At 48.8% G+C, this 25853-nt stretch carries 22 protein-coding genes; 18 read left to right on the plus strand and 4 right to left on the minus strand.

What is annotated here, in order from left to right:
- Positions 1–49: 49 nt before the first annotated feature.
- Positions 50–1759, plus strand: a complete 1710-nt coding sequence (locus CRN95_RS00630; protein ID WP_088629548.1) for a bifunctional diguanylate cyclase/phosphodiesterase — start codon at positions 50–52, stop codon at positions 1757–1759.
- Here the strand turns inward: CRN95_RS00630 and CRN95_RS00635 are convergent.
- Both CRN95_RS00635 and CRN95_RS00640 read right to left on the minus strand, forming a co-directional pair.
- Entirely contained in the window at positions 1756–2199 is a 444-nt protein-coding gene (locus tag CRN95_RS00635) for a hypothetical protein (RefSeq protein WP_088629547.1), read from the minus strand. The genes CRN95_RS00630 and CRN95_RS00635 overlap by 4 nt on opposite strands.
- Positions 2196–3149 (minus strand): hypothetical protein, encoded by a 954-nt coding sequence (locus CRN95_RS00640; protein ID WP_141099833.1) that lies wholly within the window; start codon positions 3147–3149, stop codon positions 2196–2198. The genes CRN95_RS00635 and CRN95_RS00640 overlap by 4 nt, the downstream gene beginning before the upstream one ends.
- 90 nt (positions 3150–3239) lie before the next feature.
- Here CRN95_RS00640 and CRN95_RS00645 point away from each other — a divergent pair, with 90 nt between their 5' ends.
- The 4 genes from CRN95_RS00645 (at position 3240) to CRN95_RS00660 (ending at position 8765) form a co-directional block, all read left to right on the plus strand.
- Positions 3240–4295 (plus strand): hypothetical protein, encoded by a 1056-nt coding sequence (locus tag CRN95_RS00645; protein ID WP_141099832.1) that lies wholly within the window; start codon positions 3240–3242, stop codon positions 4293–4295.
- 20 nt (positions 4296–4315) lie between these two features.
- Positions 4316–4879 (plus strand): manganese efflux pump MntP family protein, encoded by a 564-nt coding sequence (locus tag CRN95_RS00650; RefSeq protein WP_088629544.1) that lies wholly within the window; start codon positions 4316–4318, stop codon positions 4877–4879.
- Positions 4880–4923: 44 nt separating this feature from the next.
- Entirely contained in the window at positions 4924–7146 is a 2223-nt protein-coding gene (ligA, locus tag CRN95_RS00655; protein WP_097019802.1) for an NAD-dependent DNA ligase LigA, read from the plus strand.
- 326 nt (positions 7147–7472) lie between these two features.
- Complete coding sequence (locus CRN95_RS00660; RefSeq protein ID WP_088629543.1) at positions 7473–8765, plus strand: GTP-binding protein; 1293 nt, start codon at positions 7473–7475, stop codon at positions 8763–8765.
- A gap of 97 nt (positions 8766–8862) precedes the next feature.
- Here CRN95_RS00660 and CRN95_RS00665 read toward each other — a convergent pair whose 3' ends face one another.
- A complete protein-coding gene (locus CRN95_RS00665; RefSeq protein ID WP_235002797.1) occupies positions 8863–10011 on the minus strand; it encodes a DNA recombination protein RmuC in 1149 nt (382 codons plus the stop codon).
- A gap of 623 nt (positions 10012–10634) precedes the next feature.
- Between CRN95_RS00665 and CRN95_RS00670 the strand changes: the two genes are divergently transcribed.
- From CRN95_RS00670 to CRN95_RS15120, 13 genes are all read left to right on the plus strand, one after another.
- The gene (locus CRN95_RS00670; protein ID WP_088629541.1) at positions 10635–12080 is read left to right on the plus strand and encodes an anthranilate synthase component I family protein; all 1446 of its coding nucleotides are present in this window, start codon (positions 10635–10637) and stop codon (positions 12078–12080) included.
- Positions 12081–12145: 65 nt separating this feature from the next.
- Positions 12146–13741, plus strand: a complete 1596-nt coding sequence (locus CRN95_RS00675) for a bifunctional anthranilate synthase component II/anthranilate phosphoribosyltransferase (RefSeq protein WP_088629540.1) — start codon at positions 12146–12148, stop codon at positions 13739–13741.
- Positions 13742–13980: 239 nt separating this feature from the next.
- Positions 13981–14841 carry a 4Fe-4S binding protein gene (locus tag CRN95_RS00680; RefSeq protein WP_088629539.1) on the plus strand — a complete coding sequence of 287 codons (861 nt, stop codon included), beginning with the start codon at positions 13981–13983 and terminating at the stop codon, positions 14839–14841.
- Entirely contained in the window at positions 14841–16559 is a 1719-nt protein-coding gene (locus CRN95_RS00685) for an adenylyl-sulfate reductase subunit alpha (RefSeq protein WP_088629538.1), read from the plus strand. Before CRN95_RS00680 ends, CRN95_RS00685 begins: the two co-directional genes overlap by 1 nt.
- Positions 16543–16857 (plus strand): ferredoxin family protein, encoded by a 315-nt coding sequence (locus CRN95_RS00690; protein WP_073424415.1) that lies wholly within the window; start codon positions 16543–16545, stop codon positions 16855–16857. The genes CRN95_RS00685 and CRN95_RS00690 overlap by 17 nt, the downstream gene beginning before the upstream one ends.
- A 10-nt stretch (positions 16858–16867) precedes the next feature.
- Positions 16868–17767: a sulfate adenylyltransferase subunit CysD gene (gene cysD, locus CRN95_RS00695; protein WP_097019803.1), complete on the plus strand. Its 900-nt coding sequence runs from the start codon at positions 16868–16870 to the stop codon at positions 17765–17767.
- Positions 17767–19452 (plus strand): sulfate adenylyltransferase subunit 1, encoded by a 1686-nt coding sequence (locus CRN95_RS00700; protein ID WP_097019804.1) that lies wholly within the window; start codon positions 17767–17769, stop codon positions 19450–19452. Before cysD ends, CRN95_RS00700 begins: the two co-directional genes overlap by 1 nt.
- Before the next feature lie 221 nt (positions 19453–19673).
- On the plus strand, positions 19674–20693 hold the full coding sequence (locus CRN95_RS00705; protein ID WP_073424418.1) for a hypothetical protein: 1020 nt from the start codon (positions 19674–19676) through the stop codon (positions 20691–20693).
- A 113-nt stretch (positions 20694–20806) separates the two neighbouring features.
- Positions 20807–21826, plus strand: coding sequence for a sulfate ABC transporter substrate-binding protein (locus tag CRN95_RS00710; protein WP_088629535.1), 1020 nt, complete (start codon positions 20807–20809; stop codon positions 21824–21826).
- A 155-nt stretch (positions 21827–21981) separates the two neighbouring features.
- Positions 21982–22815: a sulfate ABC transporter permease subunit CysT gene (gene cysT / locus CRN95_RS00715; RefSeq protein WP_088629534.1), complete on the plus strand. Its 834-nt coding sequence runs from the start codon at positions 21982–21984 to the stop codon at positions 22813–22815.
- Positions 22815–23636 carry a sulfate ABC transporter permease subunit CysW gene (gene cysW / locus CRN95_RS00720; RefSeq protein WP_088629533.1) on the plus strand — a complete coding sequence of 274 codons (822 nt, stop codon included), beginning with the start codon at positions 22815–22817 and terminating at the stop codon, positions 23634–23636. The genes cysT and cysW overlap by 1 nt, the downstream gene beginning before the upstream one ends.
- Before the next feature lie 11 nt (positions 23637–23647).
- Positions 23648–24706, plus strand: coding sequence for an ABC transporter ATP-binding protein (locus CRN95_RS00725; protein ID WP_012819996.1), 1059 nt, complete (start codon positions 23648–23650; stop codon positions 24704–24706).
- Between the two features lie 147 nt (positions 24707–24853).
- Positions 24854–25129, plus strand: coding sequence for a hypothetical protein (locus CRN95_RS15120; protein WP_012819997.1), 276 nt, complete (start codon positions 24854–24856; stop codon positions 25127–25129).
- A gap of 15 nt (positions 25130–25144) precedes the next feature.
- On the opposite strand, the gene CRN95_RS00735 is transcribed toward CRN95_RS15120, so the two are convergent.
- Entirely contained in the window at positions 25145–25708 is a 564-nt protein-coding gene (locus CRN95_RS00735) for a hydrolase (protein WP_012819998.1), read from the minus strand.
- Positions 25709–25853 lie beyond the last annotated feature (145 nt).

Here is a 25853-nt window from a genome sequence, read left to right on the forward strand (position 1 = left end):
ATTTAGAACACTTAATTGGTGTATAATGTGTGGACTTTAAGGGGCGAAAATGGACTACGTCATTTTCAGTAGTGTTTATAAAGATTTTAGGGATGCGATTTTAGATAATATTCCTGATATGGCAGCGATGAGCAAACGAATCAGCGCGGCCATTCCTCCTATATGTAATATTTTAAACATAGGCTTTATCAAACTTAAACTCATTGCCCCAAGCTCCATCATTGCACGAAACGGTTTAAACGAAGAAAGAATTATTTACGAAGACCAAAGCGGGTACGAATCCATGCCCCTCATCCAGACCTACAGAACGGGTGAAAACGGCATGGCCACTATCGAAATACGAGCCAAGAAGGGCCGTAAGTTTACAAATCCCGAACTCCAGGCCGTAAAGCTCATTTGCGATGACATGTTCATCATTCTTGGCCGTTCACGCCTCATGAGCGCCGTCCACTATGCAAGCCAAACTGATACGATGACGGGTACCCCGAATACAGCTAAGCTCGTCCACCACAGTATCGAACTCAAGGCTAAGAACAAGCTACACAATTTCGCCGGTCTATTCATCAACCTTAAAAACTACAAGTACATCAACCAGTCCAAGTCCCCTGCTGTGGGCGACATGGGCATTACCACCTTTACACATGTAGTCATGGCGATGTGCCGCGATGACGAAATGATCGCAAGACTCGGTGGCGACAACTTCTTTGTACTTGTGAAAAAAGAAAACAGGGACATGTTCGTCAAGGCATTGTCTTCAATGAACGTAAATGTTCCCGTTCCACAAGGGCCGTCCATTCCGCTGACCATCCAGAGCCGCATCGGTGTTTACGATATCCAGCCCCAGGACTCCATGAACGAAATCATGCACTGCAGTTCTGTCGCGCTGAACGAAGCTAGACGCCACCCCGGAAACGATGTCGTTTACTTCACCCAAAAGATGCTCGAGGATGCCTACCACGAAAAAGAGATTTCTTCGCTTTTCCGCGAAGCGCTGAACCGCAAAGAGTTCATTGTCTATTACCAGCCCAAAGTATCCGTCAAAGACCAAAAGCTTTGCGGCTGTGAAGCTCTTGTGCGCTGGAACCGCAATGGCGAGATTATTCCTCCTGGCGAATTTTTGCCCATTCTCGAAAAAGAAACTTCGATCTGCAAGCTCGACTTCTACGTTTTCCGCAAGGTTTGCGAAGACATCCGTTCCTGGTTAAATGCAGGCATTGAACCGGTCCGCGTTTCGTCCAATTTCTCTAGACACCATTTGAGCAACCCGCACCTGACGGAAGATATCCTCAACATCATGAAGGAGTTCAGGATAGACAGCAAGTTCATTGAAATTGAGCTTACCGAAACATCGAACTTTGAAGACAAAGTTGCCATGCAGAAGTTCGTGAACGGGCTGCGCCAGCACGGCATTTCTGTTTCTATTGACGACTTTGGTACAGGCTACTCCACATTTGCCGCCATCAAGGACTTGAACGTCAATGTCATCAAGCTTGACAAGTCGCTCCTTGACCATATCGGCGACGAAACGCACCACGACGAAGTTGTCATCAAGAACATGGTCAACATGATCAACGAACTCAATCTTGAAGTCGTTGCCGAAGGCGTCGAAAATACCAAGCAATTGGACTTTTTGCAGAACGCCAAATGCTCCATCATCCAGGGATTCATTTTCGATAAGCCCCTGACTAGAGAAGACTTTGAAAAGAGGCTTTCAAACAAAGCCGCTTATCAGAATCAACCTCTAGAAGACACTCACTAAAAGAACATCCAGACAGCCATCCATAAAACGATGAGCCCGAACTCGATTTCCTTTGAAATTCGAGCCATAAAGCTACACCCAAGAGCTATCTCGGCAATAGCGGCCAAGCGGATCCACGGCGCTTCTTCGCCCACTTGGTAAAGCGAAACATTCCCGACAAGTTCTACCCAGAGCCAGAACGTCTGAGCAAGCACCATAAAGCGCCTGCGGTTTTCGCGAAGTCCCGTCGTAAATACACAGAACGTCAGAGCCACCATGCGGAAAGGATAATTTTCCAAAGTCGGTATGGCCAGGTTCCCCGCAAAAGCCGTGTAAAGGCAACTCGTCATGACAATCAAAAACATGACAAGCGTAATGCGGAGCATTCCCTTCATTTTCCAGAGAAACGCCACAAAGATCAGGCACAAGAGGCAAGCCACGGCATTTGCAAAGACGCTCATTTACCGCCTCCCCTACGCTTTCTGGAAAACCCTAGATGCACAAAAGGTTGCAAGCAGACCAAGAGGCAACTTACGTACGCGCCAAACGGCCCCGCAAGATTGACCCAGTCTGCAGTGAAATAGCCATAAGCGACAGCCGCGAGTACGCCACACAGCACAGGCAAGCGCACCACCTTGAATTCCGGAGCCGAAAATGGCGAGTAATAATTACGTTCAACAGCTTCAGGAACTTCGCCATCCGAGCTATCGCTCTCTTCGCCGATCAGGATTTCGTCATTTTCAAAGAATCTTGAAAGGAATAGACGCACCCCAAAGAAAAGAGCCACGAACAAAGTTCCGCACGCAAACATAAGACTGACATTTGCAAATGTGGCATTCAAGAAGAAATGAAAATCGTCGAGATTTACAACAAAGTCGCACTTGAGCATCACGCCAAAAAAGATGCTAGCCACCACCAGCACACGTCCCCACAAGCTTTCGCGCACCGCAGCAATGAACAGCAACTGCGGAACAGCGCAGGCAAATACAAAAGCCAAAACGCTCCCCTCGCCTTTGACAAGGAGAAGCCAAAGGAAAAGCAGCGACATGAACCAGCTGCACAGCAGGAGGAACCGTTCAATTAACCGGTTGTAATAGTTTTCAAACGAAAGGAGAGCAATTGAACTTGCTAGCCCCATATAAAAGACAATTGCAACCACGTACAGCGGGAAGAACGCTCCCTGCCAAACAGAATTTTCGTGACAAGCGAAATCCAACGCAAATTCCGAGACGACCCAAAACACCGTCGGGAGGATAATCCATGCCAGCGGGCGGCGGATTTTAGCCAGTTCCTTGCAGAGCGTCATGTCTTCAGCAGAATCGGCAGCCACAAGATGCGTCACAAAGAACAAAAGCGAAATAAAGCCGACAATGCCAATGCTGTAAACGTCACTATGAATATCACTATTCATTTGGATTGAACGAGAATAAAGCAGCGGTAGAACGACCGCAACGGCCAGGCTGCAAAGAGAACCAAGTTCTAACAAAAGCGATGTGCGCCGGTGAATTTTCACCTTCATGACAAGCAAAAAAGCCGAGAGCAAGACCCCAGCCTGCGACATGCCGATCCAGAATATGAACAAAGCCTTAGGGAATTTCCAGTTACCGCCATTGTGCAAAAGAAGGTCGATAGAACCATCCCAAAACGAGCCCCCTACCGAAAGCAGGAGCAACAAGCACAACCCAATAAAAACTATAGTAACGACTTTGTTGTTCAACGTTCGCGTCTCTCCACATACAATATATTTTTTTATTTTTTACATCAGGAGAATCAAATGAAAAAAATCCTACTCTGTCTAGCTTTTTTGGCCATTCATGCATCAGCAAATTCTTGCACCAAGGCTTGGTTCGAGATTAATGCTTACAATTACTTCGCCTCAAACAACAGGCCCTATCTGGATTCCACACATCAAAATGAATTGACTTACGAAATCGATGAAAAATACATCTATAAGAACGGAGTCATCGACACAATTTTCAAGTATCATCAAAAAGCGACTACACCAGGATACATTTATGCCTTTAACTGGGAAAAAGGAACTTTAACTCTTTTACACAACGGTGCATCAGCAAAAATATCAAGAGAAACGGTCAACGACACTCTAATAATTACACAAACAGAGACAAATCAAGAAATCATAAAGATTCTTGATAATTATGCAGAAAGAACTTTCATTAAACCAAGTACAGGCAAAGTATCCGTAGAAAAAACATTCTTCAGCAACGACACCCTCGTTGTCCAAACCACATCGACATACAAATCGGGCGAGACAAACACATATAAATCCATCACAGTCATAGACCCGCAAGATGACTCCAAATGCACCGAATATGACGACGAGGGAGAAATTCGAGCACAGCTAGAATTCACAAAAAACGATAAAGGCTATTCCATAATGTACAATATGGTGCAAGTTACGAGCCCCAACTACAAAGAATACTTTATGATTGTCCCGGAAGAATACACCACCGCTATTCGCAAGCAGCGCCCAGCACCAAAGATTTCGCCGAAGGCCACATATTTTGATCTTTTAGGTCGCTACAAATTCAGTAAATAACATTTCAATCATTTTAACAAATGACTCTCATCGAAATCATTGTCATCGCCATTGTAGAAGCCATGGACTGTTTTGCGGTTTCCGTTTCTACGGGACTAGCCAAGTCAAGCATCCGTTACAGCAGGGCATTTTTACAAGCCCTAAGTTTTGGCGTTTTTCAGGGAGGCATGACGCTTCTCGGGTATTTCTTGGGCAGTTTTGCCGAGCGTTGGTTCAATGCGGTGGGCACTCCGATTGCCTGTGCGATTCTTAGCATTTTGGGAATCCGCATGATTTGGGGTGCAGTTCGAGGAGACGCCGGCGAAGAAGAAGGTGAGCAAATCGCAGCAAAGAACTTATCCATAACCAATATTCTGCTATTGTCGATTGCGACAAGCATCGATGCCTTTGCGGTCGGAATTTCTTTTGCATTCGTAAATGTGAACATGTATTTAGCAACCTCGGCCATTGCTTTTGCAAGCTTTGCTATGGGCGTCATCGGTTTTGAGATTGGACGCCATACGGCAAAGCGTTTCCAGACCAAGATTCCGGAATTTATCGCCGGGATTATCTTGATTGCCATTGGCGTGAAGATGTTTGTGTAGCGCCTTCGGTGCGACCACCACAAACTCTTTCTATATTGCATTCCATGAGTGAGCAGAAAGAAATCGACCGTACCCGCTATTTTGAGTTAAAGAAACAACTGGAAGAAGCTAGCCGTCTTTATTACAAGGACGGGGTCTCCCCCATGAGCGACCAGGATTTTGACTTTGGGCTCAAGGAGATGGAAGCTCTCGAAGCGAAGTATCCGGAACTACGCGGGAAGGGTTCGCTCACGCAGAAGGTCGGTAGCGACCTCACGAATGATTTTGCGAAGGTGGCACATGCGGTGCCGATGCTCAGCATCGCAAACGTGTACAGCGAAGAAGAAATGCGCGAGTTTGTGAAGGCTGCGGAAGAAGGAATCGCGAGTCTCGAGACTTCACTGGATCCTTCGCGCATTCGCGCTCAGGATGACGAGAAAGGCAGCGCTCAGGATGAAAGGGAGATTCCCGGTCATCCCCGTCAAGCGAGGACAGGCGCCGGGAATGACAAGAAAGCGACGTGGATTTGCGAGAGGAAGATCGACGGGGTTAGCCTTTCGGTGGTTTACGAGAATGGTCGTCTGAAGCAGGCGGCGACGCGTGGCGACGGCGCTCAGGGCGATGACGTGACATTGAATGCGCTCACGATTACAGATATTCCTGAATATTTTGACGCGAAGAAATTGAAGATTGACCCGAGCGAGATTCCGCAGGGGACGTTCGAAGTCCGTGGTGAAGTCTACATGGAACGCGAGGCTTTTGAACGCTTGAACGAGCAGTTCATCTTGGAAAACAAGAAGACTTTCCAGAACTGCCGCAATACGGTTTCGGGCTCGCTCAAGCTCAAGAGCGTTGCCGAATGCAAGACGCGCCCGATGCGCTTTTTTGCATACCACATTCCGCAGAGCAACAACAAGACTCACGAAGAGAACTTGAAGCAGCTCAAGCGTCTCGGTTTCCATACGAACGATTATTGGACCGCCAATACGGTCGATGAAATCATGGCGATTTCTGAGAAGATTGGTGCGAGCCGCGACAGCCTCCCGTTCGACATTGACGGCATGGTCGTGAAGCTGAACGATTTGCAACAGCAGCGAGAACTCGGCAGCACGAGCAAGAGCCCGCGCTGGGCCATCGCTTACAAGTTTAAGGCGGAACGCGCTTACACGCCGCTTTTGTCTGTAGAATTCCAGGTCGGCCGCACCGGTGCCGTGACGCCTGTAGCCAATCTCGCACCCGTGCGCCTCGCCGGCACGACCGTGAAGCGCGCCACCCTCCACAACTTCGACGAAGTGGCAAGGCTTGACTTGCACTACGGCGACACAGTCGGCGTAGAGAAGGGTGGCGAGATTATCCCGAAAATCACCGACGTCAAGCGCGAGCTGCGCCCCGCCGGGGCCTCCCCCGTTGTGGCTCCCGAAAAATGCCCTGTATGCGGCGAGCAACTGACACACATCGACGGCGAAGTGATTTTACGCTGCGAAAACATGCACTGCCAAGCACAAGTGCAATGTCTGTTCGAGCATTTCGTGAGCCGTGAAGCGATGAACATCGAAAATCTCGGCCCGGCGCTTATCGCAAGCCTCCTCGCCACTGGCAAAATCAAGCGCATTCCAGACCTTTACCGACTTACGCTCGAAGACCTGGAATCGCAGGAACGCATGGCGAAGAAGAGTGCGAAAAACGTCTTTGACGCCATCCAAGCATCAAAACAGCGCAGTCTCGAAAATCTGTTGCACGGTCTCGGCATCCGCTTTGTCGGCCGCACCAGTGCCCGTAACATCGCAAAGCATTTCCGCACGCTCGAAAAAATCCGCACAGCTACGGTCGAAGAATTGCAAAACGTGACTGACGTCGGTGAACGCATCGGAAAATCCGTTTACGAATTTTTCCACACGCCGCTTTATACCAATGAAATTGATGAACTCGTAGCGCTCGGACTCCCGACGGAATTCAAGGGCGTTGTCAAAACATTGTTCCAAGGGCAAACGGCGGTCATCACGGGAACGCTCCCGAACATGGACCGCGATGAAGCGCGCAAACTCATCGAAGAGAATGGCGGCAAGGTTTCCGGTTCCGTCAGTAAAAAGACGAGTTGGGTTTTGGCAGGCGAAGCGGCAGGTTCCAAGCTCACCAAGGCAAACGAGCTCGGAATTCCCGTACACGACGAAGCATGGCTTATGGCTCAGATCGCGAATGCCAGCGAGAGCGCGAACGAAGATGCCACACCCGCTGATGCGAGCAGCGCAACAAAGCCCGCTGAAGATCAAATGTCGCTGGATCTATAGTTTTTCGCAATACAAGAAGGTGATGCCGGAACGGGGTCCGGCATGACATATAAGAAAGGCGTCCCGAAGGACGCCCAGAACTGTTTTGATTAAAGATTTAGCACAGCGAAGCTACAATCTGCCACCTTCAAGGAAAGGTAGAAAACCAAAGCAGCTCGTTTCGGAATAAAACTCGGCTCAAAAGCCCTCGCTTCAATCCCTAAAAACAAATGTATTAAAAATTTAACAAAAAGGCAAGATGTTTAATAGTACAATTTGGAATGCGCCCTAAAGCTGTAATCCGTGTCACATTGCCTAAAAATCCTTTTTTTAGTAAATTTTAGCGCATGAAATCAGTACCTATAACGCTCCTGACCGGTTACCTGGGAGCCGGCAAAACTACTCTCCTCAACTACGTTCTCAACAATCAGCAGGGCTATCACGTCGCCGTCATCGTAAATGACATTGGCGAAGTGAACATCGACCAAACTTTAATTGAAAAGGGCGGAAACATCACGAAGGAAGATTCGGGCAAGGTTGTCCCGCTTTCGAACGGTTGCATCTGCTGCTCGCTCAAGACCGACTTGATCGAACAAATTGCCGAACTTTTGGAAATGGGCAAGTTCGACTACATCCTCATCGAAGCTAGCGGTATCTGCGAGCCGATTCCTATAGCCCAGACCATTAGCTTTGCAGGTAGCCAGCTCCGTAGCAAGGACGGCAGACCTCTCCCCTGCCATTTGGACAACATCGTCGCCGTTGTGGACGTGCTCCGCCTCGCTGACGAATTTGCCGGTGGCGAAAAGCTCCTCGACGAAAATCTCGAAGAAGAAGATATCGCAAACTTGCTCATCCAGCAGATTGAATTCTGCAACACGATTATTTTGAACAAGGTTGACGCGCTCAACAAGCACGACTTGGAACACGTGAAGGCCATCGTGAAGGCTTTGCAGCCGACCGCCAAGATGATCGAGACGAACTACGGCAAGGTCGACATGAAGGACATTCTCGACACGAAGCAGTTCGACTTCAACAAGGTTGCCGAATCGAGTACTTGGGCTATCAAGCTCAACGAAGAAGGTCACGACAACGATGACGATGATGATGACGATCATGACGAACATGAACATCACCACCACGACCATGACGATGACCACGATGAGCACGAGCACCATCATCACGACCACGAAGACGAAGACCACAGCCATTGCGACCACGAACATGGCGTTTGCCACTGCGGCCACCACCACGACAAGGACCATCCGCATGGCGACGAATATGGCATCAGCACGTTCGTGTTCGAAGACCACCGTCCGCTGAACCGCGAAAAGTTCGAAGCGTTCCTCGACGACTATCCGACGAGCATCATCCGCACAAAGGGTCTCCTGTGGTTCAGCGATGAACGCAGTGAAAGCTACTTGTTCGAACAGGCCGGTAAGCAGGCCTCTGCCCAGAATTTTGGACGTTGGTTCGCCGCCGAAAGCAAGGCCGAACAGCAGCGCATCCTCGCCGAAAATCCGCAGCTCCAGAAAATTTGGGACGAAAAGTACGGCGACCGCATCATCCGCTTGGTATTCATTGGCCAGCACATGGACAAGAAGAAGATCATCCAGGTGATGAACGACTGCTTGGACGACTAGTACAATGTCATGCCCGCCGCCGAGCGGGCATCACCTTTTAAAGACGAGAATCCCCGCGACCGAAGTCGCGGGGATTTTTTCAAATAAAGTTAAGCAGTTACTTTTCTTCGATTTCTTGAATTTCAATAGCATCGACGTCTGGCGGGAGCGGATTTTTGGAGTCTTGTTTTGCACCAAGACGTTCCAGTTTGCGGCAAGATTGCACTATGCTAGCCCCCTTATCATCGAGTTTCGCCATTCCCTTATTGTAAGCGTCTTGAGCTTTTCCAAGGGCGGAGCCAATATCTTCCATATTTTTCACAAACATGCCCACACGTTTGAGCACTTCGTTCGCAAGTTCAAAGACCTTTTGCTGGTTTTGAGCCTGCTGCACCTGGCGCCAGGTCAACTTAACGATACGGAGAGCGGCAAAAAGCGTCTGTTCGTCGGCAATATAGACTCCACGGTCCATGGAATCGCGCCAAAGAGAAGGTTCCTCGGAAAGCGCCGTCCAAAGAGCGGCTGAGCGAGGGACAAACATGATAACAAAATCAACGGTTTCCCTCGGAGCTTTCACGTATGTCGAATACTTTTTCTTGGCAAGTTCATCCACATGCTTCTTGAGGCTTTCAATATGACGTTTCAAAAGGAGCTTCCGCTGTTCCACATCTTCGCAAGCGACATAGTCCATAAAAGCATTCATGGAAACCTTAGAATCGACAATGACATCCTTTTTTGTATCCAGGTGGACGATAACATCCGGGCGCATCATGCTTCCAGTCTCTTCGGCGCGGAGCACATTGCCTTTTTCATCGCGCAGTGTTGATTGCGTTTCAAAATGAATTCCCTTTTGGAGTCCGAGCGATTGCAGCAGTTCTTCGAGGACGCATTCGCCCCAGTCGCCCTGAATTTTGCTATCGTGCTTGAAAGCGCGAATCAAGTCATCGGCAGTTTGCTTTGTCGCCTTGTTAGAATTGATGGATTGCTGCAGAACTTCCTTCAGCGAGGTATTCGCCGCAGTCTGCTGTAGCGTCGTGTCGTTCATGGTCTTTTCCATCTTGGCGATGGTTTCCTTGAGCGGAGTCACGAGCTGTTCCATGGTGGCATGGCCCGATTCCGAAATTTGCTTTTCGCGCTGTTTAAGCATTTCTTCAGTAGCGTTTTTCGCTTCGGCAACTAGGCGCTGCGAGATATCATCGAAGCGAGCTTTTTGCTCTTCAAAAGCTCGGGCCGCCTCGGCTTTTGTCATTTCAAGTTGGCTTTTCAATACAGCAACTTCTGTTTTTGCACTATGTCCCAATAAATAACCAATTGCGATCCCTAATACAGCGCAAATAATGGCGACGGCAATTATCATCAAGAACTCCTTTTAACGTTCTAACAATATATCGTTATTTAAATGAAAAATGTCAACTGTTTTTCGAGAAATCACTGGATCCTGCTCCTCCGAACCTAACTCCACTAAGGGACTGAAGCCCCAAGTCTCGTATATCGCTTCGCTCAGGATGACGAATGACAAGCACAGGGATAAGTTTTATTATAGCAAAATTCAATATTTATCTGGTAAAAATAGAGCTTAACTATAACAATATCCAATTTCACAGTAGGTTTATAGGATTTTTCAATAAATTTTAGACTGACCCCTTGCCATGCGTCATTTGGATTGATATTTTTGTGGCATGATGAATTTTGTTACAAATGCAACTCTCAACCGTCGTTGGTGGCGCGGACTCTAACATAGAGCCCGGTATTTGTTACAAATCACCCAAGATTTTTAGGCAAAGGCTTCCGGACTCACGGAGGCCTTCCTTTTTACCGAAAATTGACGAAATCCTCCGGGAAATAAAGCCTTTGCAAAACGCAAACGAGTTTTAAAACTAGAGGATTAAAATGACTAAGATTACTCACATCACCGAACGCCCGGGTTACGCTCCGCGTACTGACAGCATTTACGTTGCACTCCCCGGTGAACGTTACACCCCGTTTTCACTCGCCAAGAAGCTCGGCGCAAAGGCCATCTTCGAATCGGCAAGCTTTGACCACGGTCGTAGCCGTTACTCGACTTTGATGGTCGATGAAGGATTCCGCCTGCGCCAGAACGACAAGAACGTGAGCATTGTCGTGGACGGCAAGGAAAGCGAATTCTTGGCAGAAGGTGATGGCGATATTCTCGACGCCTTGCTCAAGATTTCCGCAGAAAACACGGTGCCGCCAAACCAGATTCCTATTCCGTCTTCGGGCGTGGGCTACCTCGGCTACGAATTCTGTGCCCGCTGCGATACGATTCGCCTTGCCCCGCAGGTGGATGAACTCAACATTCCCGAAGCTGAATTTTTAGTCGGCCACATTTACATTGTATTCGACCACTTCACCGAAAAGCTTCACTTGTTCGCCCTGAACTACGAAGAACACCAGATCGACCTGAAGGCCGCAATTGAAAAGGTGAAGGCACGCCTTGCTGACCTCGACTTTAGCTACCTCGCTCCGGAAAAGCAGTACGGCAAGGGCATTACGATGACCGACCTGGAACAGTCCCGCAAGGAATACGTGGAAAAGGTCGCCGCATTGCAGAAGCACATCGTGGCAGGCAACATCGTTCAGGCTGTGCCATCCCGCCGCATCCAATTCGCAAGCGATATCGAAGCGCTCGACATTTACCGCCGCCTCCGTACGGTGAACCCGTCTCCGTATATGTTCTTCTTGGATTACGGCACACACCAGTTCATCGGCGCATCGCCGGAAAGCTTGATTCGTGTGCGTGAAGGCATCGCTACCATCCACCCGATTGCAGGTACCCGCCGCCGCGGTAAGGATGACGCAGAAGACGAAGCATTGATGAAGAATTTGAAGGGCGATCCGAAGGAACGCGCAGAACACTTGATGCTCGTAGACCTCGCCCGCAACGACCTCGGCCGCGTTTGCGATGCCGGTACGGTCGAAACGACCAAGTACATGGAATGCGAAAAGTTCAGCCACGTGATCCACTTGGTCTCTGACGTGCAAGGCCGCGTTTCCAAGAACAAGAAGGCAATTGAAGTGCTGCGCTCCAGCTTCCCGGCAGGTACGGTGAGCGGTGCTCCGAAAATCAGCGCCATTGAAATTCTTTCTGGTCTCGAAAAAATCAAGCGTCGCTTCTACGCTGGCGCCGTGGGTTACATTGAATCGGACGGTGACTTGGATTTCTGCATCGCTATCCGTTGCTGCTTAAAGCAGGGCAAGACCATCAGCCTCCAGGCAGGCGGTGGCATCGTGGCGGCATCGAACGCTGACCGCGAATTTGAAGAAACGAATGAAAAGCTCGGAGCAATCAGGGCTGTACTGGAGGGTGACAACTAGATTGCTTCGGCTTTCAGCCTCGCAATGACGTAACACCCCAAAACTTTAAAAAAGAGATTACAACCATGATTATCATTATCGACAACTACGATTCTTTTACTTACAACGTTTATCAGGCATTAGCCAAGATTACCACCGAAGAAATCCGCGTGCTCCGTAGCCGCGAATGCACCATTGCAGATATCGAAAAGCTGAACCCGAGCCGCCTTATCGTAAGCCCGGGCCCGGGCCGCCCCGAAGATGCGGGCATTTCCGTCGAAGCCATCAAGCACTTCGCAGGCAAGCTCCCGATTTTGGGCGTGTGCCTCGGCCACCAGGCTATCGGTTACGCCTTTGGCGCAAAGATTGTGCAGGCCAAGTTCATCAAGCACGGCATCGCCGAAGAAATCGACCTCGATGGCAAGGGTCTCTTCCGCACCATCGGCAAGAAGAACATCTTCACGCGTTACCACAGCTTGGTCATCGACGAATCTACGCTCCCGGGCGATTTCGAAGTGACCGCCCGCGCAACAGACGGCGACATCATGGGCATTCGCCACAAGACGCTCCCGATTGAAGGCGTGCAGTTCCACCCGGAATCCATCGCTAGCGGCCGCGCCGACGAATTCTTCAAGGCATTCCTCAACTACCGTCGCGAACCGCTTGACATCCGCGGAATCCTGAACACGCTTACTGCAGGCAAGGATTTGACTCGCGAAACCGCCGAAATGTTCATGGAAGACTTGACGGACGGTATCATGGACGAACGCCAGATGGCAGCAATCCTTACCGCACTTTCCAGCAAGGGCCCCGTGACCGATGAAATCGCCGGTTGCGCGAAGGTACTCAGCAGCAAGAAGCGCAAGTTCCCGTACAGCGGTGACGAACTCACCGATATCGTGGGTACCGGTGGCGACGGCAAGGGTAGCTTCAACGTGAGCTCTCTCTCCGGCCTTATCGCAGCAAGCTGTGGCGCCAAGATTGCCAAGCACGGCAACCGCGCTGTTTCGAGCAAGTCCGGTGCCGCCGACTTTTACACGGCTGCAGGCTTCAAGCTCGACATGACTCCGGAAAAAGCAGCAAGCGTCATCGACAAGACGAACTTTGTTTTCCTCATGGCTCCGGTTTACCACAGCGCTATGCGTTTTGCAGGCCCGGTTCGTGGCGCACTCGGCGTGAAGACCATCATGAATTTACTCGGCCCCCTCACGAACCCGGCCGAAGCCAAATACCTCATGCTCGGCGTTTACAGCAAGTCGATTCTCGAACCGTTCACCAAGGCTGCAAAGTCCCTCGGTGCCAAGCGCGTGATGGTCGCTATCTCCGATGACGGCTACGACGAAATCTCTCCGTGCGTTCCGACGACCATTGCCGAAATCTTGGAAGACGGCGAGTATCGCGAATACCGCATTGACCCGAAGGAATTCGGCGTCCCGGCTGTGGACCCGGAAGACCTCGCAGGCGGTACGGGCGTGGACAACTTCAACCTCGCTCTCGACGTGCTGAACGGCAAGGGCCGTCCGGGCATCAAGTATGCCTGCGCCCTGAACGCCGGTGCAGCGCTTTACATCAGCAACAAGGCTGCAAGCATCAAGGAAGGCTTCGACAAGGCGATTAAGGCTATGGAAGACGGCTCCGTTCTCAAGAAGATTGAGGAAGTGAAGGTCGCTACAAACGCGTAATGAGGTCCGCCGCGCTTGCTACCTTTGGGAGCGAGCGCAGGCAACGTCCTTTGTGATAAGTGCTCCGAGAAATCGGGGTGCTTTTTTTCAATAACACATTTTGACATTCCTTTTTGTACCTTAAAATGCGTCGGACGAAACTACTAATAAAGTAATTCTATTAGTAGCGATATTTTTTTAGTATTGGACAAAGGGTTTTGCGTTCTCTATATTTGTTTCTCAAAAATGGGAGACATTCTATGGCAGTTGATTATTCTACTCTTAAAAAGGGCGGCTGGATGCGCCAAAAGCAGAAGAACAATTTCTCGTTGCGCGTTCGCGTTGTTGGTGGGAACCTCACTGCAACACAGCTTGCCAAAATCGCCGAAGTCGCTGAAAAATATGGCGAAGGTTACGCTCACCTGACTTCGAGACAGAGCGTCGAGATTCCGTTCATCAAGCTTGAAAATATTGACGATGTGAAAAACGCACTTGCCGAGGGTGGCGTTGAACCAGGCGTTTGCGGAGCCCGCGTGCGTACCATTACGGCATGCCAGGGTGAAGCCGTTTGCCCGAGCGGTTGCATTGACACATACGCTATCGCCAAGGAACTTGATGACCGTTACTTTGCACGAGAACTTCCGCACAAGTTCAAATTCGGTGTGACGGGTTGCCAGAACAACTGTCTCAAGGCCGAAGAAAACGACGTGGGCATCAAGGGCGCCATCAAGGTGGATTGGCTCGAAGACAAGTGCATCGGTTGCGGGCTTTGCGCAAAGGTTTGCCGCAAAGAGGCCATCAAGATCGAAAACAAGAAGGTCATTTTCGACAAGGAAAAATGCAATTACTGCGGCCGTTGTTACAAGTCCTGCCCCACTGACGCCTGGAGCCACATTCACGGCTACATCGTATCGTTTGGCGGGCTTTTCGGCAACAACATCAACAAGGGCGAAACGATTATTCCGTTTGTAGAAGACAAGCAGAAGCTCTTGGACATTTGCGATGCTGCGATTCAATTCTTTGCAGACAACGGAAAGAGCGGTGAACGTTTCAAGTACACGATCGACCGCGTCGGCCGCGATGTATTCGCAGAAAAAATACGAGAAGTTTATAACAAGTAATGAATATTGAAAAAATAAAAACAGACTTGCTAATCATCGGTGGCGGAACAGCTGGGTGTTACGCAGCCATTACAGCCGCAGCACGGAATTCGGGCAAATCGCAAGACTTGAAAATTCTCATCGTCGAAAAGGCGAACATCAAGCGCAGCGGTTGCCTTGCAGCCGGTGTAAACGCCCTGAACGCCTACATCACCGAAGGCCGTACGCCAAAGGATTACGTGGAATACGCAAAGAAAGACGCCGATGGAATCGTGCGCGAAGATCTCCTGTATTCCATTTCCGAGAAGTTCAATGAAGTCACAGCGCATTTGGAAAAGCTCGGACTTGTCATCTTAAAAGACAAGGACGGCAAATACGTCACGCGCGGGAATCGCAACATCAAGATTAACGGTGAAAACATCAAGCCGATTCTTGCAGCCGCTGTCGCAAAATTGCCATTTGTGCAAGTGCTAAATCATGTGAATGTCATCGACTTTTCGGTACATGACAACCGCATTGACGGAGCTTTCGGTTTCGGCATTGAAAACGGAACGTTTTATGCTATTGAAGCAAAAGCGGTCATTATCGCTACCGGCGGAGCAGCAGGGCTTTACCGCCCGAACAATCCAGGATTTTCAAGGCACAAAATGTGGTATCCGCCATTCAACACGGGTGCGGGCTACGCCATGGGAATCCGTCACGGTGCCGAGATGACAACTTTCGAGATGCGTTTTATAGCGCTCCGTTGCAAGGACACAATCGCCCCGACGGGAACTCTCGCGCAAGGCGTTGGAGCAAAGCAGGTGAATTCGCTCGGAGAAGTTTACGAAACGAAATACGGCATTTCAACTTCCGAACGCGTTTACGGAACCGTTGCCGAAAATCTAGCCGGTCGAGGTCCCTGCTACTTGCGCACTGTCGGGATTACCCCCGCACAGGAAGAATCGCTTCTGAAGGCATACTTAAACATGGCTCCATCACAAACGATTCGCTGGCTCGAAAACGAAACGCCCTCCAAAGCAAATGTGGAAATTGAAGGCACGGAGCCTTACATTGTAGGCGGCCACACGGCAAGCGGTTACTGGGTCGATACCAAGCGCGCTACAACAATCGAAGGGCTTTACGCAGCTGGCGATGTTGCAGGCGGATGTCCGCAAAAGTATGTGACGGGCGCACTTGCCGAAGGCGAAATTGCGGCGAAGTCGGCTGTAGAATATATCAACGCAGCGGAGGATCGCCTCGCCTCCTTACAGGGAGCTCGCAATGGCGTAGAAGCAGAAATCGCCCGACATGTCGCAGAAATCGAAACATATTTATCGCAGAAAAACTCGCTGTACACGACAGAACAACTTGAAGATGCCATGCAAATAGCCATGGACGAATATGCAGGCGGAATCAAGACAGGATATGGCTACAGCGAAAAGCAACTCAATATCGCCAAAGAAAAAATTGACGAAATTGAAAGTCTTACAGACAAGCTTAGCGCAGCCGATTTGCAAGAAGTGATGTACATCTACGAACTCAAGGAACGTCTGACAGTTTGCAAGAGCGTGATTGCCCACCTCAAGGCACGTCACGAAACGCGTTGGCACAGTTTTGCAGAAAACCTAGACTACCCCGAAAAGGACAACGCCAACTTCCGCAAGTACGTCAATTCAAGACTCGAAAACGGCGAAATCAAAATCATCTTGCGTGACCTCACCGCAGAAGGGCAAAAGCACTATGAGCATCAGCATTGATCAAAGCAAATGTATCGGCTGCAGGAGATGCCACGACGTATGCCCCGGCACGCTAATCAAGATAAATGAAGACAAAAAAGCATTTATCAAGTACCCCAAAGATTGCTGGGGTTGCACTTCGTGCATCAAGGAATGCCCTGTTCATGCCATCCAATTTTTCCTCGGCGAAGACATTGGCGGCAAGGGAAGCAAGGTACATACCGAAAAAGTAAACGGTCTAATTCGCTGGATTGTGGAATTCCCAGACGGGAGCGTCAAATCCATTGACATTGACCCTAAAGAATCAAATAAATACTAGGAGTTTCACAGTGAGCGAATTTTCACACCTCGACGAGCTGGAAGCCGAAGCCATTTACATCATCCGCGAAGTCGCCGCTGAATGCGAAAAGCCGGTGATGCTTTATTCCATTGGCAAGGACAGTTCCGTCATGTTGCATTTGGCCATGAAGGCCTTCTATCCCGAAAAGCCTCCTTTCCCGTTTTTGCACGTCAATACGACCTGGAAATTCCGCGAAATGATTGAATTTCGCGATAGGATTGCAAAAAAGTACGGCATTGAAATGCTGGAACACATCAACCAGGATGGCGTCAAACAAGGCATTAACCCATTTGACCATGGTGCCGCCTATACTGACATCATGAAAACGCAGGCTCTGAAGCAGGCGCTGAACAAGTACGGTTTTACCGCCGCATTTGGCGGTGGTCGCCGCGACGAAGAAAAGTCCCGCGCGAAGGAAAGAATTTTCTCGTTCCGTAATTCCGCGCACGCCTGGGACCCGAAAAATCAGCGTCCCGAAATGTGGAAACTTTACAACACCAAGATCAACAAGGGCGAAAGCATCCGCGTTTTTCCGATTTCGAACTGGACCGAAAAGGACATCTGGCAGTACATCAAACGCGAAAAGATTGATATCGTACCGCTTTACTTTGCAGCCCCACGCCCAGTCGTTGTACGCGATGGCAACATCATCATGGTCGATGACGAACGATTCCCTTTGCGTGAAGGCGAAAAGCCCGAAATCAAGTCGGTGCGCTTCCGCACGCTCGGTTGCTACCCGCTTACAGGCGGCATAGAATCAACAGCTACAACACTTGACGAAATCATTGACGAAACTTTGAGCGCCGTATCTTCGGAAAGAACATCGCGCGTGATTGACAACGAAGCCGCCGGCAGCATGGAACGCCGCAAGAGGGAGGGCTATTTCTAATGAAAGGTTTATTGAAGTTTATTACTTGCGGTAGCGTTGACGACGGAAAATCAACCCTTATCGGTCATATTCTTTACGATTCCAAATTGCTTTACACCGATCAGGAAAAGGCTCTGGAATTGGACAGTAAAGTCGGTAGCCGCAGCGGAAAAATTGACTATTCGCTTTTGCTCGACGGCCTTATGGCAGAACGCGAACAAGGCATTACCATAGATGTCGCGTACCGCTATTTTACAACGGACCATCGCAGTTTTATTGTTGCCGATACACCGGGGCATGAAGAATACACACGCAACATGGCTGTGGGCGCATCATTTGCCGACCTCGCCGTGATTCTCGTGGACGCTTCGCAGGGAGTTCTCGTACAGACGCGCAGACACGCTCGCATTTGCAGACTGATGGGCATCCGCCACTTCGTCTTTGCCGTGAACAAGATGGATCTTGTGGGTTACAGCGAAGAGGTATTCAACAAAATCAAGGTACAAATTGCAGAACTTGCACAGACTCATTCCTTGAGCAACATCCAAGTTATTCCGCTCTCGGCAACGGAAGGCGACAACGTTACCATCAAATCGAAAAACATTGCATGGTATCAAGGCCCAGCTTTACTCGAATACCTTGAAAATGTCGATACATCAAGCACTGCTCAAGAAAAGGGATTTTACATGCCCGTGCAGCGCGTGAGCCGCCCCGACCGTACATTCCGCGGATTTCAAGGACAAATTGAATCTGGAACGATTCGCGTCGGAGACGTCATCAAATCCCTCCCGAGTTACGAGAAAGCATCCGTCAAAAGCATTCTCTACACAAACAAGAATGTCAAAGAAGCTCACGCTGGCGAACCAGTCACGATTACGCTTGATCGCGAAGTTGACGTATCGAGAGGTTGCGTGCTCGCTAGAGATGCAAGCATCGGTAGCTACAAGAAAATCAAGGCGTCACTTTTGTGGATGGATGACGAGCCGCTTTCGCTAGGCAAAGACTACCTCGTCAAAATCGGGACAAAGATTATTCCAGGAACACTCACGAAAATCGACTATGCCATTGACGTGAACACAGGCGCACACTTAGAAACAGAAAGCATTTCCAAAAACGGGATTGCCGTCTGCGAACTTGTTTTCGCCGAAGCCATTGTCGTTGATCTTTTTGAAAAGCACAAAACGCTTGGCGAGCTCATTCTCATTGACATCGTAACGCATGCAACAGCCGCTTGCGGCGTTGTTGAAGGGCTCTACGAAAAGCAACTTCAATCCAACGAAAAGGCAGCCTTTGTGCAGGGTGAACGCCATGGCCGTGGAGAAATCTTCGAAGAATTCTTCTACGATACAGCTACACTTTCCGTAGTAAAGCAGCAGCCCATCAAGCAGCACTACACTGTAGGCGACGAAATCCCGACTGCTGGCGAAAGCTACCACTACCCCGACGATTTCGACATCATCATCTTGCGTGACAGCGTGGCCGTCAAGGTGCGTGGCAAACGCATCTCCGAAATCACGGCCGCGGACCAGTACCATTACGGAAACGTTCCGGTCATCAACGGTCGCGGTTTTGAAATCAAGGTCCATTCCGACGAAGATGTTAAGCAGCTGCTTAACGAATACGAAAAAGCAGGTATCGCAGGTCGCGAAGAATTCTTCCGCAAGTGGGCTTCATTTAATACATATCGCAAAGTCGTATTACACTAAATCACTTTTGCTTCTTCACCACCATAATGCTCGGCACACCGCCGAGCATTTCTTATTTTAAATAAAATAATCAAAAATTACAAATAAATTTCATAATAGCAAAAATCAATATCTCAGCATAAAAATTTAGTATTAGACAAAGTGAAAAACGCGTTCTATATTTTGCCGCACAAAAAACAAAACACACAACAACAATAAAAAACAATAACAAGGAGTTACGAATGAACCAGACAATATCCAAGATTTTGATTACAACAGCACTGGTATCATCCATTTGCTCTGCTGCAGAATCTGCTAACGAAAGCACATTTAAGCTGACAGGAAATGTTCAAGCACAGGCAATCAAATCACTTTACGACAACGATGCCGACAACACGCTCGACAATTCCTTCTTGCGTGCAAATATCGGTGCAAAGTACAACTCTGAAAATCTCAGCGCCGTAATTAACTTGCGCATTTTCAGCCCGGCTTTCGGCAATACGATTGAAGGCAAGAACTACGACAAGATTTCTGCAGATACATACTATGCCAACTACAAGTGGGATACCGAATACGGCAAGTTCAATGTTCAATTCGGTCGTTTCCGTACTGACTGGAGTGTTGGCGGTAACTTCGGTACTTATGTTGATGTCGCCCTCAACAAGCGTGGATTCCTCGCCCGCGATTACCAGCATGATGCAATCGCTTTTGGTCACGAAAACGGCATTTCCACATTCAACGCCTTGCTCGGTACTTATGATGCCAAGTTCAACACGGGTTACATCCGCCTTGAAGAAACGCTTAAGTTTGGCGACGCCAAGGTGAGTGCAGCCTATCGCGTGAACGCACTTGATCCGATTCAGCATACGGCTCAGGTGACGCACCGCGTTGCAGGTCGCGCAAGCTACTACTTCCAAAAGAATTTTGGCCTTTACGGTGAAGTCGCTTTGATCGCTACCGGTGATGAAGAAAATCTTAAGGCAGCAAACGCCATCAAACCTGAATACGCTCAGGATTCGCGATACATTCCGTTCTTCGTCGGTTTGGAAATTCCGACCGCAGGTTTCTTGAGCAATCTGTACGCAGAATTGGAATACCTCTCTAACCGAGACGAATTGCAGGCCGGTGCCGATGGAATCGCATGGACCGTAAGCTTCATCAAGAAAATCAACGATTATTCTAAAATCCAGGTGAACGTCTATAGTGAAAAGAAGGCTTCTGACGTTGCTCTTGCCGCACGATTCACTGCATCGCTCAAATAAAACTTAGCACATCCCCGAGCGCCCTCAGCACAGCTCACGCTTCTTTGATCCATTCCGCTGAGGGCGTTTCTAAAAAAACAACCAAAACATTTAAACAAAAAGAGGTTTTAAACATGAATTTCAAAAAAATTACTATAGCATCCATCGCTCTTCTCTCCATCGCTTTCACCGCCTGCTCTTCTTCTGAAGAAAAGCACGAACACGGCAAGCAAACACTTACTAACGTGTCTTACGACCCGACGCGTGAACTCTACGCCAACTACAACCAGGTCTTTGCAAAGCACTGGAAGGAAAAGACCGGCAAGGATGTGGAAATCACGCAGTCCCACGGCGGTTCTGGCAAGCAGGCTTTGGAAGTCGCCAACGGCCTCGAAGCTGACGTTGTAACGCTCGCCCTCGAATTTGACGTGAACGCCGTGCGCGATGCAGGCCTTATCGAAGATGGCTGGGTCAAGGAATTTCCGCTGAACAGCGCTCCTTACACCTCCACCATCGTCTTCCTCGTTCGCAAGGGTAACCCGAAGAATCTCAAGGACTGGGGCGACCTCGTCAAAGACGGCATCGGAGTCATCACGCCGAACCCGAAAACTTCTGGCGGCGCACGCTGGAACTATCTCGCCGCTTGGGCATGGGCCGAAAAGCAGTACAACGGCGACGAAGCCAAGGTCAAGGAATTCGTGAAGAAGCTCTACAAGAACGTGCTCGTACTCGCTTCTGGCGCTCGCGGCTCTACGACGACATTCATCGAAAACGGCCAGGGCGATGTTTTGCTCGCTTGGGAAAACGAAGCATTCCTCTCGCTCAAGGACTATCCCAACGATTACGAAATCGTCATCCCTAGCGTAAGCATCTTGGCAGAACCGTCTGTCGCAATTGTAGACAAGGTTGTTGACAAGCGCGGCACCCGCGAACTTGCCACCGAATACCTGAACTTCCTCTACAGCGACGAAGGCCAGCACATTGCAGCTAAGAACCACTACCGTCCTTCCAACAAGGCCATTCTTGACCAGTACAAGGAATTTGACCAAAACGTGAACCTGATTGACATCAGCTACTTCGGCGGTTGGGATAAGGCTCAAAAAACGCACTTCTCCAACGGTGGCATTTTCGACCAGATTTACGAAAAGAAGTAATCTATCTCCATAGAAACAGTCCTCGCTCACAAACAGGCGAGGATTTTTCATACAATCAGGCAATTACTTTATCTATTATAAAAAAAATTAATAACAGACGCTAGAAATAAAATATTGGACAAGCTGAAAAGTGCGTTCTATATTTGAGCCCAATTATGAAAAGAACAAATAGAAGTGTTATACCAGGTTTCGGCCTTACTACAGGCATCACGCTCGCCATTTTGGGCGTTGTCGTGCTCATTCCGCTTGCATCGCTTGTGGTGTTTACGGCGCAAATGAGTTTTGACGAAATTATAGAGACCATTACGCGCGACCGAGTGCTCTCTAGCTTTCGTGTGAGTTTTACAACTGCATTTATCGCATCGCTCATCAATGCAGTAATGGGCATCATTCTTGCGTGGGTTCTTGTAAAATACACATTTCCACTCAAACGATTGATTGACGGGATGATCGAACTTCCATTTGCCTTGCCGACAGCTGTGGCGGGCATCGCTCTCACGGCACTCACAGCAGATACAGGCCTTGTGGGCGGATTCTTTGCAAAATTCGGCATCAAAATTGCCTTTACGCAAATCGGCATTACGGTTGCGCTCGTGTTTATCGGCATTCCATTTGTAGTACGTGCAGTGCAGCCCGTACTCGAGAAACTGGACCCCGCATACGAAGAAGCCGCAGGCGTGCTAGGCGCATCACGGGGCCGTATTTTTTGGAAAGTGATTTTCCCAGAAATCGTACCAGCCGCATTGACGGGATTCGGGCTTGCGTTCGGGCGTTGCCTCGGTGAATATGGCAGCGTCGTTTTCATCGCAGGCAACAAGCCATTCGAAACAGAAATTGCACCGCTAATTATCATGTCAGAACTGCAGGAATACGATTACGCGAGTGCGACGACAATTGCGCTTGTCATGCTCGTAGCCTCGTTTGTAACGCTTTTCCTAGTGAACTTAATACAAACAAGAAATACCAAAATTCTGAAAGGAGGCGCTTAATGTACAAAGTAACGACTTCTTCAAAGATTGTCAAATGGTCCTTGATTGGCATAAGCATCGCCTTTGTGGTGCTCATGCTTTTACTCCCCTTGATTACAGTTATCGCCGAAGCATTCAAGCAAGGATTTGACATTTATGCAAAGGCTGTTAGCGACAACTACACCACCAAAGCCATTTGGCTCACCCTCGAAGCGACTTTACTTGCGGTCATCATCAACACCGTTTTCGGCTTGAGCGCAGCATGGTCACTCACCAAGTTCCATTTCAAAGGCAAAAAAATCCTTACGACATTGATAGACTTGCCGGTAACGGTTTCACCGATTATCGCAGGCCTTATCTTCTTGCTCACGTTCGGACGCCAAAGCCCCATTTACCCGCTATTGCAAAGTTGGGACATCAAGATAGTCTTTGCCGTACCTGGCATTGTTCTTGCAACGATTTTCGTCACATTTCCATTCATTTCGCGTGAATTGATTCCCGTTCTGGAAGCTCGCGGAAACGACGAAGAAGAGGCAGCAGCACTGATGGGCGCTAAAGGCTGGACCATTTTCCGTAAGATTACATTTCCGCACATCAAGTGGGCATTTCTGTACGGCGTGGTGCTCTGCGCCGCCCGTGCCATGGGTGAATTCGGCGCTGTCTCGGTCATCTCCGGGCATTTGCGCGGAAAGACAAATACGCTTCCCTTGCATGTAGAAATTCTCTTCAACGAATTCCAGTATGTGCCCGCCTTTGCAGTTTCATCAATCCTTGTGATGCTAGCCATCGCCATTTTGATTGCACGAAGCGCGATTGAATACAGAGGTCGAAAGAAAATATAAAAGGAGATTGTATGTACGTAGAATTAAAAAACATCAACAAACACTTTGGCAATTTCAAGGCATCAGACAACGTTTCTTTCGGCATCGAAAAAGGCAAACTCATCGGCCTCCTGGGTCCGAGCGGTTCCGGAAAGACGACCATACTCCGCATGATCGCAGGACTTGAAAATCCCGATAGCGGCGAAATCATCATCGACGGGAAAGTCATCAACAACGTCCCAGCAAGCAAGCGCGGCATCGGCTTTGTATTCCAAAGTTATGCGCTATTCCGCTACATGACCGTTTTCGAAAACATTGCATTTGGCCTTCGCGTGCTCAAGAAATCCGAAAACGAAATCAAGGAACGCGTCGCCGAACTGGTAAAGCTCATCGGCCTTGAAGGTCTCGAAAATCGCTACCCGAGCCAACTTTCGGGCGGCCAGCGCCAACGTGTCGCATTTGCACGCGCACTCGCGCCAAATCCACAGTTACTTTTGCTCGACGAGCCATTCGCCGCCATTGACGCGAAAGTCCGCCAAGAACTGCGCCACTGGCTCAAGGAGATGATTGCAAAGCTCGGTGTCACAAGTATTTTCGTGACTCACGACCAGGACGAAGCCATCGAAGTCGCCGACGAAATCATCATCACAAACAAAGGACGCATCGATCAAATTGGCAAGCCACTAGAAGTTTACAGCAAGCCCAAAACCGCTTTTGTAGCCTCGTTCTTTGGACAACCAAGCATTTTTAAAGATTACAACAAGTTCCACAGCTTTGACACAATCCCGAATGTAGACCAAGCGATAGTCCGCCCTGAATTTGTCAAGGTCACCAAGAAAAACGAAGTTCAAAAATTCAAGAATTCTGCCGAAGAAGGTGTCGTGACTGACGTCGCATTCCGCGGGAGTGGCATCGAAATCACAGTACTCGTCAACGGAGAAACTCTTACCGCGCGCCGCTCTTTCGACGAGCCTAGTATTTCCGTTGGCGAAAAAGTCGATGTATTCATTTACCGTCTCTTTGTGACCGTAGGCAACTACGCGTTCTTACTCGAAAACAAATCTATTCGCGAACCAATCGTCGTCATTTAGCAATCCAAAACAACCAAAAACACAAGACGCTCCGATTTTTTTCGGAGCGTTTTCTGTCATTTTTAATCATACTTTTTTCTGCTTTTTTTAAAATTCCCTTGATTATGTAGAAAAAAGAAATATCTTTTGGCATCAGGAATATCAGCTATGAAGAATTTTTTGGTGTCAACAAAAGACAGAATTGTAAAAAAATTACAAAGTTTCTCGTTCAGAACAGGTATAATCGTTTTACTGCTCTGCATTCCCTTTTACATATTGTCATTTGCGCAAATGACACTCCCCATTTCAGCAGAAGCCAAGGGCGTGTTATGGGTTGTACTTTTTGGACTTGCCAAGACTTTTCAGTACAGCGGGCTTTCCATTTTGGGCGTTGAAGGCGTAAAAAGGCTCAAGAATTTTTTCAAGAAAAAGTCCGCCGCCTAAATCACGGCGTAAAAATCACGGCCTGAAAGTCTTCAGCGCAGCAATCGTGCGGGAGATGAGGTCATTTAATTCCCAGCCAAGGATATTTGCGCCGCGTTCAATGACTTCGCGAGAGCAGCCTGCCGCAAATTTCGGGGACTTGTACTTTTTCAAGACGGATTTCAGTTCCAAATCCTGCACGCTTTTGGACGGGCGCATCAAAACGACCGCACCAATCAAGCCCGTGAGTTCGTCAACGGCATAAAGCACTTTTTCCATTTCATGTTCTGGCTTGACATCAACTGTTATACTCCAGCCGTGGCTCGTCGTCGCATGAATCAGCTCTTCGGAGAGACCCGCCTCTTGCATCAATTCACGTTCCTTGATGCAATGCTGTTCCGGCCACAATTCAAAATCAAGGTCGTGCAAGAGACCGACAATTCCCCAGAATTCTTCGTCTTCGCCGTAACCTAGTTCACGAGCAAAGTAACGCATCGTATTTTCTACGATTTCGCCATGTTCAAGGTGGAACGGATCCTTATTGTATTTCTTAAGGAGTTCAAGCGCTCCTTCGCGTGTAATATTTGCTGATAATGCCATGGCTCGAAATATAAGAATTTTATGGGGATGATTGACAGCATTCGTCCACGGATTTTTGCGCGTCATAATGCAAAATGCAGCGAGTTATAAGTTTTTCTAATTGCTGACAATTGCTTATTTCGATAGACGAGAGATAACTGGATTC

The organism is Fibrobacter sp. UWB16 (assembly GCF_900215325.1).
Classification (GTDB): Bacteria; Fibrobacterota; Fibrobacteria; order Fibrobacterales; family Fibrobacteraceae; genus Fibrobacter.

Bases quoted from the DNA above. Each gene is read 5' to 3' on its own strand.
- cysW (WP_088629533.1), top strand. From the start codon at position 22,815: ATGTACAAAGTAACGACTTCTTCAAAGATTGTCAAATGGTCCTTGATT.
- CRN95_RS00630 (WP_088629548.1), top strand. From the start codon at position 50: ATGGACTACGTCATTTTCAGTAGTGTTTATAAAGATTTTAGGGATGCG.
- CRN95_RS00675 (WP_088629540.1), top strand. From the start codon at position 12,146: ATGATTATCATTATCGACAACTACGATTCTTTTACTTACAACGTTTAT.
- CRN95_RS00680 (WP_088629539.1), top strand. From the start codon at position 13,981: ATGGCAGTTGATTATTCTACTCTTAAAAAGGGCGGCTGGATGCGCCAA.
- ligA (WP_097019802.1), top strand. From the start codon at position 4,924: ATGAGTGAGCAGAAAGAAATCGACCGTACCCGCTATTTTGAGTTAAAG.
- CRN95_RS00670 (WP_088629541.1), top strand. From the start codon at position 10,635: ATGACTAAGATTACTCACATCACCGAACGCCCGGGTTACGCTCCGCGT.
- CRN95_RS00635 (WP_088629547.1), bottom strand. From the start codon at position 2,199: ATGAGCGTCTTTGCAAATGCCGTGGCTTGCCTCTTGTGCCTGATCTTT.
- CRN95_RS00660 (WP_088629543.1), top strand. From the start codon at position 7,473: ATGAAATCAGTACCTATAACGCTCCTGACCGGTTACCTGGGAGCCGGC.
- CRN95_RS00735 (WP_012819998.1), bottom strand. From the start codon at position 25,708: ATGGCATTATCAGCAAATATTACACGCGAAGGAGCGCTTGAACTCCTT.
- CRN95_RS00725 (WP_012819996.1), top strand. From the start codon at position 23,648: ATGTACGTAGAATTAAAAAACATCAACAAACACTTTGGCAATTTCAAG.
- CRN95_RS00685 (WP_088629538.1), top strand. From the start codon at position 14,841: ATGAATATTGAAAAAATAAAAACAGACTTGCTAATCATCGGTGGCGGA.
- cysT (WP_088629534.1), top strand. From the start codon at position 21,982: ATGAAAAGAACAAATAGAAGTGTTATACCAGGTTTCGGCCTTACTACA.
- CRN95_RS00640 (WP_141099833.1), bottom strand. From the start codon at position 3,149: ATGAATAGTGATATTCATAGTGACGTTTACAGCATTGGCATTGTCGGC.
- CRN95_RS00700 (WP_097019804.1), top strand. From the start codon at position 17,767: ATGAAAGGTTTATTGAAGTTTATTACTTGCGGTAGCGTTGACGACGGA.
- CRN95_RS00705 (WP_073424418.1), top strand. From the start codon at position 19,674: ATGAACCAGACAATATCCAAGATTTTGATTACAACAGCACTGGTATCA.
- CRN95_RS00690 (WP_073424415.1), top strand. From the start codon at position 16,543: ATGAGCATCAGCATTGATCAAAGCAAATGTATCGGCTGCAGGAGATGC.
- CRN95_RS00650 (WP_088629544.1), top strand. From the start codon at position 4,316: ATGACTCTCATCGAAATCATTGTCATCGCCATTGTAGAAGCCATGGAC.
- CRN95_RS15120 (WP_012819997.1), top strand. From the start codon at position 24,854: ATGAAGAATTTTTTGGTGTCAACAAAAGACAGAATTGTAAAAAAATTA.
- CRN95_RS00710 (WP_088629535.1), top strand. From the start codon at position 20,807: ATGAATTTCAAAAAAATTACTATAGCATCCATCGCTCTTCTCTCCATC.